The 19,940-nt window shown below is 50.2% G+C and carries 14 protein-coding genes and 1 pseudogene; 2 read left to right on the top strand and 13 right to left on the bottom strand.

Annotated elements, in window-relative coordinates:
* From VIR50_RS00350 to VIR50_RS00300, 11 genes and pseudogenes are all read right to left on the bottom strand, one after another.
* A pseudogene (locus tag VIR50_RS00350) lies at window positions 1-257 on the bottom strand (hypothetical protein); the annotation flags it as partial.
* Window positions 258-272: 15 nt separating this feature from the next.
* On the bottom strand, window positions 273-3,377 hold the full coding sequence (locus VIR50_RS00345; RefSeq protein WP_331933162.1) for a SusC/RagA family TonB-linked outer membrane protein: 3,105 nt from the start codon (window positions 3,375-3,377) through the stop codon (window positions 273-275).
* Between the two features lie 80 nt (window positions 3,378-3,457).
* The gene (locus tag VIR50_RS00340; RefSeq protein ID WP_331933161.1) at window positions 3,458-5,275 is read right to left on the bottom strand and encodes an alpha-L-fucosidase; all 1,818 of its coding nucleotides are present in this window, start codon (window positions 5,273-5,275) and stop codon (window positions 3,458-3,460) included.
* Window positions 5,276-5,326: 51 nt separating this feature from the next.
* The gene (locus VIR50_RS00335) at window positions 5,327-6,067 is read right to left on the bottom strand and encodes a DUF1573 domain-containing protein (RefSeq protein WP_331933160.1); all 741 of its coding nucleotides are present in this window, start codon (window positions 6,065-6,067) and stop codon (window positions 5,327-5,329) included.
* A 134-nt stretch (window positions 6,068-6,201) separates the two neighbouring features.
* Window positions 6,202-6,975, bottom strand: a complete 774-nt coding sequence (locus VIR50_RS00330) for a DUF1573 domain-containing protein (RefSeq protein WP_331933159.1) — start codon at window positions 6,973-6,975, stop codon at window positions 6,202-6,204.
* Between the two features lie 308 nt (window positions 6,976-7,283).
* The gene (locus VIR50_RS00325; protein ID WP_331933158.1) at window positions 7,284-8,720 is read right to left on the bottom strand and encodes a BT_3987 domain-containing protein; all 1,437 of its coding nucleotides are present in this window, start codon (window positions 8,718-8,720) and stop codon (window positions 7,284-7,286) included.
* Window positions 8,721-8,754: 34 nt separating this feature from the next.
* Window positions 8,755-9,936: a DUF1735 and LamG domain-containing protein gene (locus VIR50_RS00320; RefSeq protein WP_331933157.1), complete on the bottom strand. Its 1,182-nt coding sequence runs from the start codon at window positions 9,934-9,936 to the stop codon at window positions 8,755-8,757.
* Window positions 9,937-9,965: 29 nt separating this feature from the next.
* Window positions 9,966-10,970, bottom strand: coding sequence for a glycoside hydrolase family 18 (locus VIR50_RS00315; protein WP_331933156.1), 1,005 nt, complete (start codon window positions 10,968-10,970; stop codon window positions 9,966-9,968).
* A 29-nt stretch (window positions 10,971-10,999) separates the two neighbouring features.
* Entirely contained in the window at window positions 11,000-12,589 is a 1,590-nt protein-coding gene (locus VIR50_RS00310) for a SusD/RagB family nutrient-binding outer membrane lipoprotein (protein WP_331933155.1), read from the bottom strand.
* A 24-nt stretch (window positions 12,590-12,613) separates the two neighbouring features.
* Complete coding sequence (locus VIR50_RS00305) at window positions 12,614-15,919, bottom strand: SusC/RagA family TonB-linked outer membrane protein (protein WP_331933154.1); 3,306 nt, start codon at window positions 15,917-15,919, stop codon at window positions 12,614-12,616.
* 175 nt (window positions 15,920-16,094) lie between these two features.
* Window positions 16,095-17,066: a FecR family protein gene (locus VIR50_RS00300; protein ID WP_331933153.1), complete on the bottom strand. Its 972-nt coding sequence runs from the start codon at window positions 17,064-17,066 to the stop codon at window positions 16,095-16,097.
* A gap of 180 nt (window positions 17,067-17,246) precedes the next feature.
* On the opposite strand from VIR50_RS00300, the gene VIR50_RS00295 reads away from it, so the two are divergent.
* Window positions 17,247-17,870, top strand: a complete 624-nt coding sequence (locus VIR50_RS00295; RefSeq protein ID WP_331933152.1) for an RNA polymerase sigma-70 factor — start codon at window positions 17,247-17,249, stop codon at window positions 17,868-17,870.
* A gap of 44 nt (window positions 17,871-17,914) precedes the next feature.
* On the top strand, window positions 17,915-18,295 hold the full coding sequence (locus VIR50_RS00290) for a RidA family protein (RefSeq protein ID WP_331933151.1): 381 nt from the start codon (window positions 17,915-17,917) through the stop codon (window positions 18,293-18,295).
* Between the two features lie 148 nt (window positions 18,296-18,443).
* Here the strand turns inward: VIR50_RS00290 and VIR50_RS00285 are convergent, their stop codons facing one another.
* A complete protein-coding gene (locus VIR50_RS00285; protein ID WP_331933150.1) occupies window positions 18,444-19,457 on the bottom strand; it encodes an aspartate-semialdehyde dehydrogenase in 1,014 nt (337 codons plus the stop codon).
* 291 nt (window positions 19,458-19,748) lie between these two features.
* Entirely contained in the window at window positions 19,749-19,907 is a 159-nt protein-coding gene (locus VIR50_RS00280; protein ID WP_331933149.1) for a hypothetical protein, read from the bottom strand.
* Between the last annotated feature and the right edge of the window lie 33 nt (window positions 19,908-19,940).

Raw genomic sequence — 19,940 nt, 5'->3', positions numbered from 1 at the left:
TCGGAGTTTAAGCCTTGGAAATGCTGGTAAGAGCCCGTAGAGCCGAAGTTATCATCCTGCTGTCCGCCTGCCGTAAATGGCACCATACGGAGCAACATCTGTGAAAAGAAAGAGCCAACTTTCAAGTTGTCCATCTCCAACATATCTTGAGTAGCTTCATGAGGATTGGTGTTTATATCCTCAAAAGTGCCGGTACAAGAAGCCATAGAGCCTACGGCCAATACGCCGGCAAAAGCAAATTTATATATTGATTTCATGATTTTATCTCTTAATTATAAGTTAACCTTTACAGAGAATCCCATTGTACGCAGGCTCGGCTGCATGAAATAGTCTATTCCTTGGTTATAAGTGCCCGTGCTGGCTGTTACTTCCGGATCGAAAGGAGCCTTGCAGTAAATCATCCATAGGTTATGAGCAACGAAAGAAACGTTGAGCCCTTTAATCCATGGAACGTACTTTGTAACGGGTACATCATAGCCTAAGCTCAACTCTGAGAGGCGTAAGTTCGTCGCCGAATATACGTATTGAGAGGCTATAGTCTGCGTAGAGCTGGCCACAGTAGTGAAGTATTCCTTGGCCGGAATGGGCTTGCCATTGACGAGCACGCCACCATTATCGCGTGCATCAGCGGAAACTTTCGACGAACCCATGGCGTCCATAACCGATTGAGTGAGCGAAACGGCCACTCCACCATTACGATAATTGAAGAGGAAACCTAAGTGTAAGCCCTTCCAAGAGAAGCTATTACCCCATGAAAGCACGTAATTAGGCGACGCATGGCCCGCTTTGATGTAGTCGTTCTGTGTAGGAACAACCTCATGGGTGCGTGTATTGACATAGATAGCGCCATGTTCATCGGTCTTCAAGGTACGAACATAGATGTCACTCAGGTCACCTCCCTTGGTGATAAGGTTACGAGTACCGTTAAATCCACCAAGATTCATCTGATCCATCTTGTACGTTTCGCCTGTCTCCGGGTCGGTAAACTCCGATATAACGTCCTTTACCTCATTGCGGTTGATGGTCCATGTCATGTAAGATTCCCAATCAACGGGACCCAAAGGCTGGCTGAAACGGGCCGAGAACTCCAATCCTCGGTTATCCACACGGCCACCGTTTACCCACATACTGGTATAACCTGATGTCTCGGGGAGCTTGATATTGAAGAACTGATTGTACGTACGAGAGTGATAGAACGTAGCGTTCAACTTCAATTTATTACGGAACAACACCACGTCCAAGCCTGCTTCCCACGACTTGGTGCGCTCTGCCGTGAGGCGAGAGTTCTTCTTCACCGTCGTCGTAGCGGGGCCCGCAACCGTCACGGGATAGGTAGTCATGGTGAGGAAAGGCTCACTCGGGTCGTTACCTACTTCAGAATAAGATACTCGAGCCTTCAAATAATTAAGGTAATTATCGCTCTTTATCTGTGGCAAAAGCTCTGTCAGAATACCTGAAAGACCAGCGGAATAGTAGAAATAGCTGTCGTCTGCACCCGCCAATTTGGACGACCAATCGTTACGAGCGGTCACATCCAAGTAGGCCATACTCTTGTATCCAAGCTGTGCACTGCCATAAACGGCTTCCTTGCGAATGACATATCCCGACTGCGTGTACTTCGTTTTAGAGTTGTAAGCGTCAAGATTGCTCAACGTAAAGAGGTTAGGTACCTTTGAAAGATGACCGTCGAAGCCTGCCTGATCTTTGTTGCGCTGGTCAAAACTTGCACCCAACACGCCCGTCAAACTCCACATCTCATGATTGAAATACTTATTCACATTGAGGAAAGTCTCGGCAAAATACTGCGACAAATCTATCTTATTACGTGAATAATGGCCCGTGGCCGAGGCAAATTGCAGGTCAGTTCCGGCTTTAAATTTCGACTCATACTTGTTGTAATTGCCGTCATATTTCACACGACCGGTAAGAGATACCCCGTTGGTAATGTCCCATTTGAGCGACGCGGTGGCCATGTGGCGCGTCTTATGGTTGACAAACTTATTATTCTCCGTTATCCAATACGGGTTTTGCAAAGCCATACTCTGATTGCCGTAAGGCCAGAACTGATTTTGCAAATTGCGTTCCGTATCATAGCGCTCATAGTATTTCATGCTGTCGAAGTCGCCCCCTGCCGGGAAAAGATAGAGCGGATAAAGCGGGTTAAAGTACTGACCCGAGGTTATCATGTTCTGCTCTTTCACCGTAGAAAGCATGTAACTGAAATCCAAGGTCAGCTTATCATTGAGAAACTTGCTTGTATTCCGGAACGAAACATTGTAGCGATCGTAGTCATTATTGTGGATAAGACCCTGCGCATTGGTAGAACCCAAGGACAGATAAGTTTGGTTCTTGTCGTTACCGGTTGACACACTGACCGAATTGCCGATATTGGCGGCAGTCTGGAAGAAATCATTTGGATCATACGAAGACGGCGTAGAGAGCTTTTCTCCCCAACTGTCGAATGAGCCGATGGCCGAAGGTCCATAGGTGTTTTGGAACTTATAAGTCATCAAAGGGCGGGAGAATTGGAAGCTGCCTTCGTACGATACGGAAAGTCTTCCTTGCGAACCTTTCTTCGTTGTCACAAGAATCACGCCGTTGGCAGCCGATGATCCATACAACGCAGCGGCCGAAGGACCACTCAATACTGAGATACTCTCGATGTCATTGGGATTGATATTTGAAATCATATCACCCGTAGAACCCGAGCCACTGTACATATCGCCGGCGTTGCCCGGCATAAGATTGGGCATGGGAATACCATCAATGACATACAACACGCCATTCTCGCCATTGATAGACTTCACACCACGCATAACCACACGTGAGGCTCCACCGATTCCCGATGAGCTACTATTGATCTGCACACCGGCCACCTTACCATTCAAAGAGTTGACAAAGTTGGCATCTTTCACAACGTTGACCGCGTCGCTGTTGAGCTGCTGCACGTTGTAAGATAGCGACTTAGCCTCTTTCTTGATACCGAGCGCCGTCACGACAACCTCGTTCAGCGTCTCCGTATCTTGCGATAATCTCACGGTAAGGTTGCTTCCGTTGACCACAACTTCCTTGTTGGTATAGCCCACATAGGACACTACCAGCCTGCTGCCGTTATCGGCTTTGATGGTGAAATTGCCATCCAAATCGGTCACCGTGGCTACTTTGGTTTCTTTCAACGTAATGGTTGCTCCAATGACAGGCTCACCATTCTCATCCAGAACATGGCCCTTGACCGTCTGACTCTGCTGCACGCTTTGGCTGCTTGCTGCCTGCCGTGGGGCGGCAACAGTGACATTGGCTGACACTGTACGAAGCAATCCAAAACATAAAGACACGGAGAAAGCCAGTCGCAGCAAATTGTTTTGCTTTTCTTTCATAGTGTATTACATTTTGATTAAGTTATGATTATAAAAAACTAAATTAACAGTCAGTTAGCGCTTTCAGTAGGTCGACGGACCTACTGAATAGCTATTTTTTCAAAATTAACGGCCTCTCCCACATTCACCATGCGAGTAGCTTTCAGCCGTATGTAGCGTGCCGCGATCGGCGTGAAGTACACCGACTGCATCACGGGGTTATTGCGGATATTCGAGAACTCACCCGAGGCCACGGAGGTCATGCCGTCGAGCGTATTGCCCACCTCAATCTCATAGTTGGATACGAGGCCCGTGGCCCCCTCACCCTGCTTTGGCAAGTAGTAGAAAGCCTTGACAGGCTGGTCTTTACCCAAATCTATCGTTATCGAGGAAGCCGTGCGTTCCACTTCCGTAAAGTCCAAACTCTTCACTTCTTCCACCTTATTTATATAGGCCTCCTTGGCTTGTGGCGCATAGTAAGCACCAATCTCGTTGATACAGAGCGGTCCGCGGGAGTCGGTAATGCGTACCCGCAGGCGGCGAGTCTGAATGGTCTTAAACCTCAACAGTCGCTTATAACCGATGGTCGTGGTCTCCTCTCCTGCCTCCACGGGCAGCCAACCATTGGCCGAAAGATACTCCACGCTGAACTTGCGGACACGCTGTCCCAACGGAATATACTCCTGCAATTTCAGTCGGTTGAGCTTCTGCGCCTTGCCGAAGGTGAGCACTATCTCACCCGTTGTTACGCCGTCGGGGGTAGCCCAATAGCTCTCGAAGTTGTTATCGGTCATGTTCTTGGCCGCAAACTGCTTGCCGCGCTGCGTGGAGACGGTGACTTTGGCTTTCAATGCCAAGTTATTGGCCAGCTCACTCACTACCTGCCGATGGAACATCACTAAGTGAGTAGAGTCCACGGGGTGCACCAATCCCTCCTTATTGATAGGCAAATTGATGAGGAAAGTACCGTTATGACCCACGCTTCTATAGTAAAGATCGACCAAATGGTCAACACTTTTCACCTTGTTGTCCTCCGATTCATGGTAGAACCAACCCGGACGAATCGACGTGTTGCACTCGGCAGGCACCCACTTGTCGCCATCGGCATGGCCTTGCTGCAACTCCCAATACTTAGAATAGCCGGGATAAACTTCTTTACTGCGCAAAAGCGACCAGTTAGTAGCAAAAGCATAGCCACGCTCATTGCCCACCCATCGGCAGCCGGGGCCGCCATCGCTGAATATAACGGCATTGGGCTGGAGCTTATCAACCATGGCCCATGCCCTCGGGAAGTCATAATAGGTACGTCGGTCGATGGTGCGCTCTTCCTTGGCGCCGCCATACCAGCCATCGCCACCATTGGCTCCATCGAACCAAACCTCAAATAAGGGACCGTATTGGGTCAACAATTCGGTCAGTTGCGCATAGAAATACTCCCGATAAAGGTCGGTTCCGTAGAAAGCCTGATGGCGATCCCATGGCGAAAGATACAGCCCTAACTTCAATCCATGCTTACGACAAGCCTCCGCCAGCTCACCCACGATGTCGCCCTTACCGTTCTTATAAGGCGTGTTACGCACGCTGTAATCGGTGTACTTCGTAGGCCATAGGCAGAAACCGTCATGATGTTTGGCCGTAAGGATGATACCTTTCAGCCCCGCGGCCTTAGCCGTGAGAGCCCACTGTTCGCAGTCGAGCCTCGTAGGATTGAAACTTTGCAGCTCCGCGTCGCCATATCCCCACTCCCGATCACCGAACGTATTGGGACCGAAATGTACGAAAGCGTAGGTTTCCAACTGCTGCCAAGCCACCTGACGGGGCTCGGGTAACGGCGCAATCGCTTGAGGAGCGACCGACTGTGCACGGGCTGTCGTGGCTGCCATCATGCACAAAGATAAGAGTAAAATGTTTTTTTTCATTATATAGATTGTGATAGATAGTATTCAAATAAGATGGGGCGCAGCCTATCATTAGGACTTACTGCCCAGCCAAGTCACCCGCAAGGGCTTCACCCGATGGCCGTTGATCACGGGCTGAATCATGATGTGGCGATTGTGGCGATAGGTCTTCCATGCCGTGTACGACACGCTGATGACCGTTCGTTCCTTGGGTTCCAACCGCAGGCTACGCACCATTTTCAACACCGTATTGTCAGGATGGCGACTAAACTCCACCTGCATGGGCTTATCGGTGTCGTTAGCCACACGCAGCAGAAACCTACGACGCTCGCCTTTCCGCAGGTCGGGGAAAGGCAAAACCCTATGGCTCATATACAATCCTTGCCCATAAGCATAGGGATGGTCCTCAGTAACGGGATGCACATAAGGCACCACATTGCCCTTCACCCATATACGGGTATATTCCTTTCCGCCATTAAGATAGACCATAACTTCCTTGCTGAACCGTCCCGGACGCTTGAAAGGATTGAACGTAACCGTAACCGTGGCCCGGCTACCCGGCCTTACCGGCGTTTTGGTAAAGTCGGCCGAGGTACATCCACACCAAGCGCTCACGTCATTGATGACCACCGGCGACGTGCCCCGATTGGTGAAAGTAAAGGTATGTTTGACGAGACCATCCTTCTCCTTTATCGTTCCGAAGTCGTGTATTTTCTTGTCATAGACGAAAGATTGCGCATAAGCAGGCTGCTGGGCATGAAGCCCCGACACGGCCCCAATCAAAAGAATGAGTTGTAATAAGACACTTTTCATAGGTTGTTATTGATAGTGCAAAGATAGCGCAAACGAGCATAATGAAAACTTGTTTTCAAATTATCAAGTGCAGCTTATCTTATTGCAAAGATAATAAAAATAACCTTTTTTATTCTGCCGCCGGCCCTATTTTCTTATGGCATGCGAAGTATATTCTTGCTGCCAAACCACTTCACGGGCAACGATTTCACCTCATGACCGTTGACATACACACGAAGCGTAATGTGGCGGTCGTAAGCATAACTGCGCGGAAACGTGTAACTTACCTGTATCGGCCTGCGTTCGTAGGGTTTTAACACCACCTTTTCCTTCATCTTGAGCACACGATTGTCGGGCACCCGCTTGAAAGTAACCGTCATAGGCTTGTCCGTATCATTAGCCACCCGCAACAAGAAAGAGAAGCTCTCGCCTGCTCTCATCCCGCCAAAAGGCAACAGCCGATGGCTCATATAGAGCCCACGGCCGAACGCATAGGGCTGTTCCTCGGTCACGGGATGGCGATAGCCCACGACATGGCCCCGCACACGCAGGGTGAAATACTCGCTTCCACCATTGAGATACACCACCACCTCCTTCACGAACTTGCCCGGCCGATAGTTGGGATTGAACGTTACGTCCACAAATCCCTGCCCTCCGGGACGGATAGGCTGCTTGGTATAGGCGGCCGAAGTGCAACCACACCATGCCGAGGCGTTGCTGATAGCGATGGGCCGACGGCCTTTATTAGTGAAAAGGAAGCGATGGGTGACCTTACCGGCTTGCTCCTTGATGGTTCCGAAGTCGTAAACCCGGCTCTCATTCAACGCTACCGAAGTGGTTCTTTTCGGCTCGGGTTGACTTTCCTGCCCCACGACGGGCAGCACGAACAAGACCAACAACAGCACAACCATTATTTTTCTTACCATCATATCATCAAATCTTATCATGGCTCACACGACATCTTGAAACTCGCATCAACAGCTCTCGCAACAAAATCTATATACTACTGACTATCAACTATTTAACTATCACGTTACGAAAGCAATCCTTTCGGGCGCCAAGAGTGGCCCTTTGAGGCGATGAAAGCAGTGCTTTGGCCGCCCCAAAGGGCAGCTTCAGGAAATCAAGTGGGCGTGTTCGCTCTATTCATCTTACCGATATAACTCGTAAGATGAGGTGGAAAGCGACTGCCGGACAGCGCCGACAATAACTTTCCACCCATTATATTAAAAAGGAATCAGTCGTCGAATGCGAAGTTGAACTTCACCTTGCAATAGCCCCATTGCGCATAATTCCATGCCCAACTGTTGGCATTGAGCGCCAACTCTACCTTGACGTAGCGGGCCGCCACGCCACCATAGAGCACATACCAGCTATTCCATTCACTATCGTGAGCGCTGCCGTGGCCATTGGTCTCGCCAAGGTCGGTCCACGTGTTTTGGTCGGTGCTCAGATAAACGTGGGCATTGTTGACCAGCGAACCATCAATCATGAATGAGCTGAGCTTGTGTATCTTGTTCAGATCAATGATGAACGAGGCCGAGGACAGGCGCTTGCCGTCAATATCCCAACCACCGTTAGGGCCGTCGCTCATCTTCGCCGGGTCGAAATGCTCGGCGCTTACGCAGGTCCATTCGTCACCGCCATTCTCCTGAATGGTACCCAATATGCCGTTGGGATTGTCATTTATGAGACTTTCCTTGGTCTCCACAATGAGGTAAGCCACCTGACTATTGAGGGTTTCCTTGGTGCCATTGGCGTATTGGGCCACCATCTTCACGGGCAGGATGTAACCCGGCTCGGTCAACGACGTGGCCAAATCAGTGGGCACGGACAGCTTCAGTTTGCTATCGGTGGCGGTCTTTCCGGCGGCGATGACGCCCTCCTCTATCTTCAAAGCCTTGACAACATTGTCGGGAAGTGCCTTGTAAGACGTCTTGTGGGCTTCGTTGTAAGCGTCGATAAGACTGTTATCGGGCTCGGCACTCACCTTCAACTCGGAATCAATGGGATGATTGAGAGCCGCAGAGAACGAGGCCTCAATGCCGCCGAAGACGCCCACCGGTGTACGCACAATGGCGCTGTGGGCCTCGGTAGAGCCGGTGAATTTGGCCAAATCACGGGTGGTTTTCACGACGATATAACGCACGCCAAGGTTTGAGCTGGCCTTTACCTCACGCTCGGCTTTGCCCCCGAAGCGCTCACCTACGGCGATACGAACGGGTATGAGATAAGCCTCGGCCGTGAGCTTGGCACAATATTCATTGGGCAACGTTACCTTTATGCTGTCCGCCCCGGCCTGCGTGCCGGCCTTAATGCCCGCGTTCTGAATTTTCACTTGGGCCAACACATCCTTCGGCAACACCTCGTACCGCGTCTGATGGGTCGCGTTATAGGTTCTCACCAGCGTTGTGTCGACCACTGCCGTGGCCAGTACGCTGTCCTCGGAGGCATATTGCAGCTTGATGGGATAGCCGGCCTCAACGGCGCCGAACTCACCTACGGGGGTGTGGTAAATCGTAAAGGTGGAGACCTCCGCGGCCGCAGGATTGAAGAAAACACGATTGGCATTGTCGCCATCTACATCGTAGCGCTCCTCATTGCTACAGCCCGCAAGCGTCGCCGCTCCGAGAAGCAGCACGCCGCAAACCATATATAGTTGATTGATTTTCATGTGATTCAAAAGTTTTTATAGGTTGGTTTTTGAATTAGAAAGGACATTTTTGGTCGCCTACCCACTTTATTTGTCCCCAAGGATGGGCGTTGTAGCCATGTCCGGTCTCGTCGAGCACGGTACCATCGTCCTGCAACTGTCCGTTGAAACGCCAATAAGCCACCAATCCGGGGGTAGTAGGATCAACGTAGCAGACACCGTTCTGCAACTGCGACTGGGTGCGGGCAATGTTCCATACACGGCACTCGCTCACCAAACCGTCGAAGAAACGCTGATGACCTACGGAGCGTCCGATGGCGAAAGTGTCGTCCCAAGTGTGTCCGTCATAAGCCATGCTGAGGTTGATGGTGCCTCCCTTGGTCTCCACAGCTTGTATTTGCTTGCCATCAAGATAAGTGCGCAGGTAGCTGCCGTCGTACACCGCGGCGAAGTGGTGCCATGAACCGGTCTCAAAGGGTTGGTCGGCCCAAGCCTCGTAGTGGTCTTTTTGGTCGGGATGGAGGGGCGTTCCGATGGACGCCTTGGCCAATTGGAGCTTGTTGTCGGGGCTTCCCGCACCATCACCAAAGCGGAAGAGGAAGTTCTCCTCGCAGCCACAGAGCGAGCTGATACTCCCAAACGACTCTGGCTTTATCTTCATTTCGAGTGTCATTTGCCCCAAAGAGCGCACCGGACTGCTCTCTCCGGCAAAGCCGGGAATATCGAACGACCCTTTCTTATCGAGGTCGGCAGCTTTGATGTTGATAACTTTGGTAAAGAGAATGTAAGCCGTTTGCGAGGTTTTCAGCACACGCAGGTTGCCTCCATCGACCTTGGTTATCGTCACGGGAAGACAATAATGGGTGCCCTCCTTTATCTTCTCACCGTCAGCGTTCAGCGTGATGGCGTCCGACTGGGCGGCTCCCTGCGCTATCGTTACTTCCTTGCTGCTGAACGAATAGCTCTCAGCGGGAGGCAATATGGCCTCTCCGCCGGTGGCGGCATTGTACTCCGCCAGCTTATCGGGAGCCACTTCGAGCGACACTTTGACCGGTGCGTCGGCCTTGGTGCTCGACGATACGGTGATACCCATGCTCGTTTGACCATCTACCAAGAACTTAACGTTTTGCGAAGTAAGCGTTCCCGTGAGGTAAACAGCGTCACCAAATTCGGGTTCCTCCTTGCAACCGACGAGGCTGAACAATAGGGCTAATGATAAAAATATGTACTTTTTCATTGTTTACATCTTTAAGATAAATGAGTCATTTAATACACCGCGGGATTCTGAATCTGAATACACTCGCGGAAACGATGGTACGGTTGGGGATTAGAACCGGGCACTATGTTATAGTCGCGATGGCCGAAGAAGGCGCCAAAGCCGCCCTTGCGCTTGCCATCGGATGGCTGCCAGCGGGCTTGTCCGTACATTCCGGAAAGATTGCCGCCCCAGTTATCACCCACATTTTCAGTGAAAACCGACTTCTCAACGGGCCATGATCCGTGGCCGGTTCCGCCACCGTAATTTTGGAAGAAGCAGTAATTGGAATAGGGTTCGCAGGCTATCGGACCGCCACCCGGTGAGTCTACGCACAGCAGTTTGTTGACATCGGTGAAGTCCTTTCCGTAACGTTCCTGAATCAGTTTCAGCCGTTCGCCCGGCGCCTGCTCGGGATTGGGACCCAGATAGAGGGCCAGATGTTTGTAGAATTTCACAAACCTATCGCCTGAAAGGAAGTCGCCTTCGGGCTCATAGTCGGCGTCGAAACCGTCAAGATCGTTGAGGAAAACCTGATCGAGGAAGTATTCGGCATATTCTTCAATGGCCTTGTCGATGGCCGCCTCACGGGCTTCACCCGGCTCCATCTGCTTGGCTTTGTTGTAATGTTGCTTGAATGGCTTCTCATCTGTTTCGGCGTCGATGCGGGTAATGGCCACAACGAGCATTTTGGTGCCCTTTACTTTCTGCGTGAAACGCAGGTCTTCCCATATTTGTTTGTTCTCCGTCGAGGGAATACCGCCCCACAACGAACATATATCCAAGCTGTCGGGTAAGCCATTAAAACGCACTGCCATGGAGTTCTGTGCCCCGTATTGGGCGAACCACATAAAGGCAATACTGTGCTCACTGGCCTTATAGTCGCGCAGGTTTTGGTAATATTGGTCGCTATAAGTGAGCGGTTTCTGCACCTCAATGTTCTCTATGTCATTGTCGCAAGCCGTCATCAATCCACCGGCCAATACCAAAGCCAATACATATTTTATTGCTTTCATATTTTGCTTCATTATTATTTGATTGTCAATTATCGTTTCACATCCCACCAAAGGCGTGTCCCCGCTTGGTCAGCACCGCCAAGGAGCTTCACCGCAGCGTTAGTGTTCTCGGTGTTGTTGGTGTACTCTGTCGTTGGGAATTTGAGCCTACTGATCATCTCTCCGTTCTTAACTTCATTCTGATGAGCGTACGACTGTATTCTCACCCAGCCCGGATAACCCGTCCGACGCATTTCACTCCATGCCTCCTGACCGTCCGGATAGAGCGCTATCCACTTCTGAATCATGATACGTTCCAGCTTTTTATCGGTATTGGCACCCTCATCCCATGCCACCGAAAGGCGGGAAAGCATGGCGCTGACATCGGTAGTTGACTTGTTGGCGGGGTCTACATACTTATCTAAAGGTAGCTTGGTTTTATTCTTGATGTAGCTTTCCACGCCCGAAGTTACGCCGGCTGACGCCATCGAAGTGCGAATGCCATCCTCATAATACTTCTGAACGGTCTCCGCGCCAATGCCCCAACGGAGCTTGGCCTCTGCCATCAGAAAATAGGCTTCGGCAGCTGCCATCCAGTGCATGTCCGACCCCATTTGGAAGTTAGGCCGTGAAGTGACGTCTTTGTAAGTAGCACTGTTGACATTGGCGATACCGTTGCGCAAGCCGTGATACTCATTGTTAGCCGTTGAAGGCAGGAAATAAGCCGACAGACGAGGGTCGTTATACCCATTCAGATAGCAGTCCATTGTGGCACTCATGTGCTCATCATCCCAACTGGAGCCTATTTCCCACAGCGGATGACGGAAGGTTAAGGCCGAGCTTTGGTGCACCGCCGCATCGTCATTAGCGGTGGTCATCAGTCCAATGGGATGATTGGCAGCGGCTTGAGCCTGCTCTTTGGCCAAGGCCTCATTCACGTTTGACACACGCATAGCCAAACGAAGACGGAGCGTATTGCCAAACTTTATCCACTTGGTCACGTTACCATAGTAGATATTATCGTAATCTTTCATCACGGTTTGCCCGCTCATGGTGGTCAAAACCTTGATGGCGTCATCGAGTTCCTTGAAGAATTGGTTATAAACTTGCTCTTGGGAATCGTACGCAACCTTTACTCCCGTGCCGAATTTGCTATAAGGTATAGGGCCATACATGTCTGTTATGCGACTCATGCCGAATACCTTTATCAGCGTGGCCATGGCCCTTTGGGGCGACGAAGCCTCCGTTACGTCATAGATAGACTTCCACGGTTGCATGATACGTTCATAGGCATCGTTGAACGGAGCGTTATACCATGGCGCGTATAAGAAGTAATGATCGTGATTATAAGCCGTGTAATTCCATGTCTTGTTGGCAGCGAAATAGCTGGCGAAGAGGTCACCTTCCAAGGCTTGCGTTAGCTGATATTCGCCTCCCATGTCCTTTCCGAGAACGAAAACGCCGCTCTCCATTTGCGAGAAATAAGCGCCGGTATTAAGGTTATCATGGCTTAAGTCTTCCTTGTTAGCCTCATCCGGATTGATATTCCAGTTGCCAAACTTGTCCGTGCAAGCGCCTAAGAGAAGGCCACCGGCCAGCAGGCAACCGATTGTTATTGTATTTTTAGTTATCTTTTTCATGTCAATAGGTCTTTAAATAGAGCGTTAGAAGTTTACTCTTACAGAGAATCCTAAGTTGCGAAGGCTTGGAAGCATGAAGTAATCCATGCCCTCAAAGCCGGTGCCCGTGCTGGCTGTCAACTCCGGATCATAAGGTGCTTTGCTATAGAACATCAGCAGGTTACGTCCCGTAAAGGCCACGTTGAGCCCCTTCATCCAAGGTACCCACTTGGTAATAGGTACGTCATAACCCAATGTAAGCTCACCCAAACGCACGTTGGTAGCGCTATATACATAATAAGAACCGGCACCCGTACCTACCGTTTGATAGAAAGCCTGCACCTTGGGAACCAACGCTCCGTTGATCATCACACCGCCGGCGTCACGTGCATCGGCAGTGCGTTTCGATACGCCGTTGGCATCCATCAAGGCCTGCGTCATGGAAACACCCACTCCACCGATACGTGCATTGATCAGGAAGCCCAGCGTCAATCCTTTCCAACTGAAGCTGTTGCGCCATCCCATGGTGTATTTGGCCTGCGAATTACCGGCGTAGATGTAGCCATCCTTGTACTCTCCGGCGTTCTTATCTACCGAAACAGTGTTGTTTACATAGTCAACGATGGTGAAACCATGGAAGTCCGTGGCAAGCGCAGTCACATAAAGATCGCCCATGGAGCCACCTTCCTTTATCATACTCTTCACGTTGCCGATACTTACCAAGTCCAAATGGTCCTGCGAAATGGTAAGCCCATTGCTCAAAGTCGTAGGCTTCAACAACTTCACAACCTTATTACGGTTAATCGTATAGGTGAAAGATGAAGTCCAATTAACGGGACCCAAAGGCTGATTCAGCGTCAAGCTGGCCTCTATACCCTTATTATCTATGCGACCACCATTGATGTAAATAGACTTATATCCCGATGTACTTGGCAACGTGGGATTGAACAATTGGTTGTAGGTAGATGTCTTATAAAGAGATACATTCAGGTTCAATTTGTTGCCCCAGAAGTGTGATTCAAAACCCACTTCCCACGCCTTGGTGCGCTCGGGCTTAATATCATTATTAGGATAGGTCGAAGAAGTGGAGGGCACCGCTGACTGATAAGGGTAAGTTTGGTAAGCCACATAGCGTTTAGGAGCGTTACCTACCTCACTGTAACTACCACGAATCTTCATGAAAGTGACCACATTGCTCTTCAAACCCGGTATCAGGTCGGTGAGAATCGCTGTCAAACCAACCGACGGATAGGCCACGGAAGAACTCTTGGTCCAAGCCAAAGCCGAGGCCCAATCAATGCGTCCGGTCATGTCAAGATAAAGTTTGCTCTGCCAACCCAGCTGTGCCGTGGCGAAGATACTTTGTGTCTGGTCATGATAACGCGACTCATCGGGCTTCAAACTCGATATGTTCATGTTCTTAAAGGTGAAATCATTGGCCACCGAATTGAGGTTACCACCCAAACCATAGTACTTATAATCCACGTCCTGAATGCTGGTTCCGATGGCTCCGGTCAATGACCAATCGCCGAAATACTTGTCTATATTCAGCATTATATCGCCATAAAGCTGACGTGTATTCTCATCATTCTTCTCGTAATAACCGTACTTCTCCGCGAAGATACCATCGGTAGAAGCAGCGTATTGCTTCTCATACATCGCCGAAGTATAGTCCATCTTGGCACGCGCTCCTAAGGTTATACCTTTCGCTATGTCATAACTCAAGCCGGCACTAATCATAAATCGGTTCTTATGATTGGTCAGGTTATCACGCATTTCAATCCAATAGGGGTTCTGCATGCCCAATCCCATGTTGCCCCAAGGCCAATATTGGGTCTTGAAGTTGCGGTCGGCGTCATACATTTCATACACCTGATAGGTATCCAAACTGTAACTTGGGGACAACAGATAGACGGGAACGATAGGATTCATGTACTGTCCTTCCGACACCATATTGTTCTCCCGAACATTCATATACATGGCACTCAAGTCCAAGTGCATCTTGTCTTGCAAGAACGAAGACGTGTTACGAATGGCAAAGTTGTACCGGTCGAGCATGTTGTTCTTGACAATACCTTCGGCATTGGTGGCCGCTGCCGAAACGAAAGTCTGATTTTTTTCCGTTCCCGTTGAGAGAGATACCGAATGACCAACGTTATATCCCGTTTGGAAAAAGTCCAAAGGATTATACGAGGATGGCGTTCCGAACTTATCGCCCCAGCTCGAGAACTCGCCCGCCGCGGCCCCATAAGTGTTTTGGAACTCGGGAGTGATGAAAGGAGAGAAGAAAGACGTGTTATTAGAATAGGTCAAACTGGTGTGTCCTTCCTTGCCTCGCTTGGTCCGAATCATGATAACGCCGTTCTGTGCCTCACTTCCGTAGAGGGCCGAAGCGGCCGCGCCACTCAATACCGACATGCTCTCGATGTCCTCGGGGTTAATCATTGACGCGCCGTCTCCCGACTGTCCTTGTCCCGAGAAGTAATCGGAAGGTTGCGCGGTTTGCAACGATGGCATGGGAATACCGTCAATCACGTAAAGCGCATTGTTGTTATTGGTAATTGATTTGGCACCACGCATCACCACCTTCACGCCACCGCCGATACCCGATGAGCTGGCGTTGATTTGCACACCGGCCACCTTTCCCAACAAGGCATTCATGAAGTTGGCGTCCTTCACGCCCGTAATGTCGTTATTGGAGAGCTGCTGCACATTGTAAGTCAGTGCCTTAGCCTCTTTCTTTATGCCCAAAGCCGTAACGACAACCTCGTTCAGTTCCTCTGAGTTTTGGCTCATGCTGACCCGCAGGTTCTTGCTATCGGCACTTACTTCCTGATTCTTATAGCCCAAATAAGACACCACCAAGGTGCTGCCCTCGGGCGCGGTGATGGTAAAATTGCCATCCAAATCGGTAACAGCGTTCACCTTTGAGCCTTTCACCGTTACGGTAGCGCCAATGATAGGCTCACCCTTCTCGTCCAAGACGCTGCCCTTCACCGTTCTGTCATGGCCTTGCTGAGCATGGCGCTCGGCCCTTACCGTGGTGCCACGTCGGTGGATAATAATCATCTTGTTCTCGATTTCATAGCTGAGACCGTTGTCAAGTATGAACTCCAACACTTCTCTGACAGAGGCCGATTGAAAAGAAGCAGTGATTTTCTTGTTTGCGTTTACTTCATCCACTTTGTAGATGACTGACATCCCCGTCTGCCGTTCCACTTCCTTCAGCACGTTGGCCAACGACTCCTTTTTGAAGGTCTTGGTCACCGACTGGGCGCTAAGTCCCAATGCGCTGAAGCAGAATGCAACGACTACAAAGGATTTAAGCAACGTGTTTTGCTTTACTTTCATAGTGTTTACATTTTTATTTAAGTTAGTTATCAATAATGGTTCTAAGGTTTCACGTCGTCATACAGCAGCCTGCCCATGCAGCGGGCAGTCATAGGTTGTTATGTTCTTTCAGGTTATTCTACGGCTCGTGTTTTCAGGATAGGGTTGTGGAAACAGCCACAAGGACAGCCTTCGGCTAATCGGAAATGTAAATATCCTTGCCCCGTCGCACCACTTCCATCTGCGAGGTACGCTGCAACGCGTCGATAACATCGCCTATAGATTCCTTGTTGCGCAGTGATATGGAGAAGCGAGTGAGGGCCAATTTAGATGAGTTCACATGGATATTGACATCGTACCGGCGCGACAACACCTTGGCCAAATCGTTCAAAGTAATGGCGTCGAAGTCGGTATTATCGTCTATCCATGCCCGTGAATCGTTGATGAAAGTGGTCTTCGACAACTCTCCCGTCAGGCGGTCTATCGTGACACGCTCACCGGGTTTCATCGTCAGATGTTCTTCCTTGCCGGCAAATTCCACCTTTCCCTGCATGAGCGACACGGTGGCCAATCGGTCCTCGGAGTAGGCCGAGACGTCGAACTTCGTACCTTTCACGACCACGTTGCCCACGTCGGTCTTCACAACAAACTCATGGTCATCATCCTTAGCCACCTGAAAATAGCCCTCACCTTTCAATTCCACGGTCCGGTTTTGCTCATTGAAGCGATCCGAATAGCGCAGCGACGAGCCGGCATTAAGCCAAACTACCGAATTATCGGGCAACGCCACCCGGGCCTTCGACCCATTGGGAGCCGAGAACGAATAATATTTCTCGGGACGGGCGTGGCCCACGAGCCAAGTCGTATAGGCCGAACCGGCCATCAACAGTACCACGGCAGCCGCGGCGGCCACCGAACGCCATAACTTTCTTTTTGTGTTTTTCTTGTCTGATTGGAGCAGTAATCGGGCCTCAAAGCGGCCAAAGGCTTCTTGTGTTTGCCTATCGTTGAGATGATGGGCCGCCCATTCGGCTTCCCACTGACGAAAGAGCCGCTTGTTATCGGCGCTCTCATCGAGAAAAGCCATGAGCTTTTGCTCATCCTCTTTCGTGATAGATCCGTTGAGATAATGAATCGTCAGTTGTCGTATATCGTCAAGATAGCTCATTGCTTAGCTTATTATAGGGTGTTTCTTCTTTAGGGTTTCTATAGCAAAGACACCTGACCCACCATTTTACCCACCCCCTTAGAGGCGGATATTTTTTAAAAATTGTCGCCTTGTTCTTGTGCTTATAGATTTTTATTGTATTTTTGCAATGGTACTACTGCCACCTTTTTATATATCAATATGCGTATTTATTCAGACAACAGCATTCTTATCAGCGATGTCAGGGCGGGCAAACATGAAGCCTATGAGTACTTGTTTGCCACTTATTACCCCCGTTTGTCTAACTACGCCATGCACTTTCTGACCAACCGCGAAGCAGCCGACGACATCGTGCAGGACTGCTTTCTGAAACTTTGGGAGCAGCGCGAGGCGCAAACTTACCTATCAATCTCGGCGCTGTTGTTCAGAATGGTGCGCAACAAATGCCTCAACTACCTGCGCCACAAGGCGCTCGAGGACAGCGAATACCTGCAAAACCTCAATCTTGACGACCATTCCGAACGACTTTACAACACCGACTTCTTGGGCAATCCCGACCAAGAATTGCTCTACCATGAGCTGAAACGACAAGTTGAACAGACGCTCAGCGAACTGCCCGAGCGATCGCGCGAGATATTCACGATGAGCCGTTTCGACGGCATGAAGAACCGAGAGATAGCCGAAAAGCTCGGAATATCGATCAAAGTAGTGGAGCGTCACATCAGCCGAGCGCTCAAACTTTTCAAGAAACAGCTCATCCATTTGCAGCCCCTTGAGCTGCGACTAATCCTCATGGCTTGGATTATGCAGGCCGAGACGTGGTAAAACAACGACTTATTTACACATTATTATATTATACATCATTCGATATGAAACAACCAATCAACACGGAAAAGGCTCCCGCAGCCATCGGTCCTTACAGTCAGGCTGTCGAAGCCAACGGTTTTATCTTTGCCTCGGGCCAGCTCCCCATCGACCCCGCCACGGGCCAATTTGCCGAAGGTGGCATTAAGGAACAGACCCGCCAATCCATTCTCAACGCACAAAGCATATTGCAGGCTGCCGGACTCGACCTTTCAAATGTCGTAAAGACAACGGTATATCTTGACAACATGGACGACTTCGCGGCCATGAACGAGGTGTACGCGCAGTTCTTTGCCAGCCCCTTCCCTGCCCGTTCGGCCGTGGCGGTGGAGAAACTGCCCAAAGGAGCGCTCGTAGAAGTGGAGGTATTGGCCTGCCGAGGCTAAGCCCTACCGCCACAAGCGAAAGATAACCCACGGCGCCCCATCCGATGGGGGATAGGCCGCCACCAAACAAATCGTCCCGACCCAGCCGGCTTCATGCCTCGCTTGGTCGGGACGATTGCGTCAGGACATCCCTCGAAAGGGCTGTTATTTATTTTACGTTGCCTACTTTTATCAAATACTCGGCTATCTGCACGGCGTTGAGCGCGGCGCCTTTGCGAATCTGGTCGCCCGTGAGCCATAAGGTGTTACCATTGTCGTCGGCCAAGTCCTTGCGCACTCTGCCCACGTAGATGTCGTCCTTGCCGGCGCTCTCAAGCGGCATGGGATAGACATAGTTCTGCGGATCATCGACGAGCGTCACGCCGGGCGCTGCCTCCAAAGCACCGCGGATAGCCTCCACTTCCAAGGGTTGCTCGGTTTCAAACCACACGCTTTCCGAGTGACTGCGCAGCGAACTGACCCTCACACAAGTGGCACTGGTGCGCACATCGCTGTGCATGATCTTGCGGGTTTCGTGAAACATCTTCATTTCCTCTTTGGTATAATCGTTCGGCGTCATCTTATCAATCTGCGGAATGACGTTATATGCCAACTGATGGGGGAACTTCTCAACGGTCTTCACTTGGCCTCCCTCGAGCAATTCCTTGTACTGTTGTTCCAACTCGGCCATGGCCGCGGCACCCGCACCGCTCGCACTCTGATAGCTGGAGATATGGATTTTACGGATATGGCTCAAGTCCTCGATGGGTTTCAGCACCACAACCATCATGATAGTGGTGCAGTTGGGGTTGGCGATAATGCCACGGGGACGCACCAAGGCGTCGGCAGCGTTGACCTCGGGCACTACCAATGGCACGTCGTCACACATACGAAAAGCACTCGAATTGTCAATCATCACGGCGCCATACTTGGTTATCGTATCGGCAAACTCCTCGGAAGTGCCACCACCGGCAGAGGTGAAAGCGATGTCCACATCTTTAAAATCATCGTTATGTTGCAAAAGTTTCACCTCATGCTCCTTCCCCTTAAAGAGATATTTACGGCCGGCGCTGCGCTCCGAACCAAACAAAACCAATTCGTCCATGGGGAAATTTCTCTCCTCGAGAATACGTAAGAACTCTTGTCCTACTGCGCCACTCGCGCCAACAATTGCTACTTTCATAATCGATAAATTTAAATTAATGTGCAACTCACGTGCAAAAGTACAATAATTAGAATTATTAAAGCTATGAATGAAAGGAAAAATATGATTTCGTCGACATTATGTCTCGATTTCAGCAAAGCCCCGCTACGTTTTTGTCAAAGCCCCGTCATCGTTTTATGAAAGCTCTACTTTCATTTTGCCAAAGCGGCCCTTTAACCGTGCCGAAAGACTGCTTTCATCGCCCCAAAAGGCCGCTGTGGGTGCCTCAAAGGGCCGCTTTTGGAAGGAAGAATGTCCACAACAACCTGATTAAAGCGATAAAACCATGGTTATCAAGCCTTTAAATAAAATACCAAGTTCACTGTAGCCATAGCCTGCCCGATGGTCGTTCGGCTTGGCGGGACGCATGGTTTCGGCGGTCGCCACTGATTCGTTGCCGATTTGCGTTAAACCTTCAAATTGCTGCAAGTATTTTTATGATTATGTGTATCTTTGCCACAT

Origin of the sequence: Prevotella sp., assembly GCF_036570325.1 — a bacterium.
Lineage (GTDB): Bacteria > Bacteroidota > Bacteroidia > Bacteroidales > Bacteroidaceae > Prevotella.
Note: the sequence above shows the minus strand (reverse complement) of the source record. Positions and strands in the feature narration are given on the sequence as shown.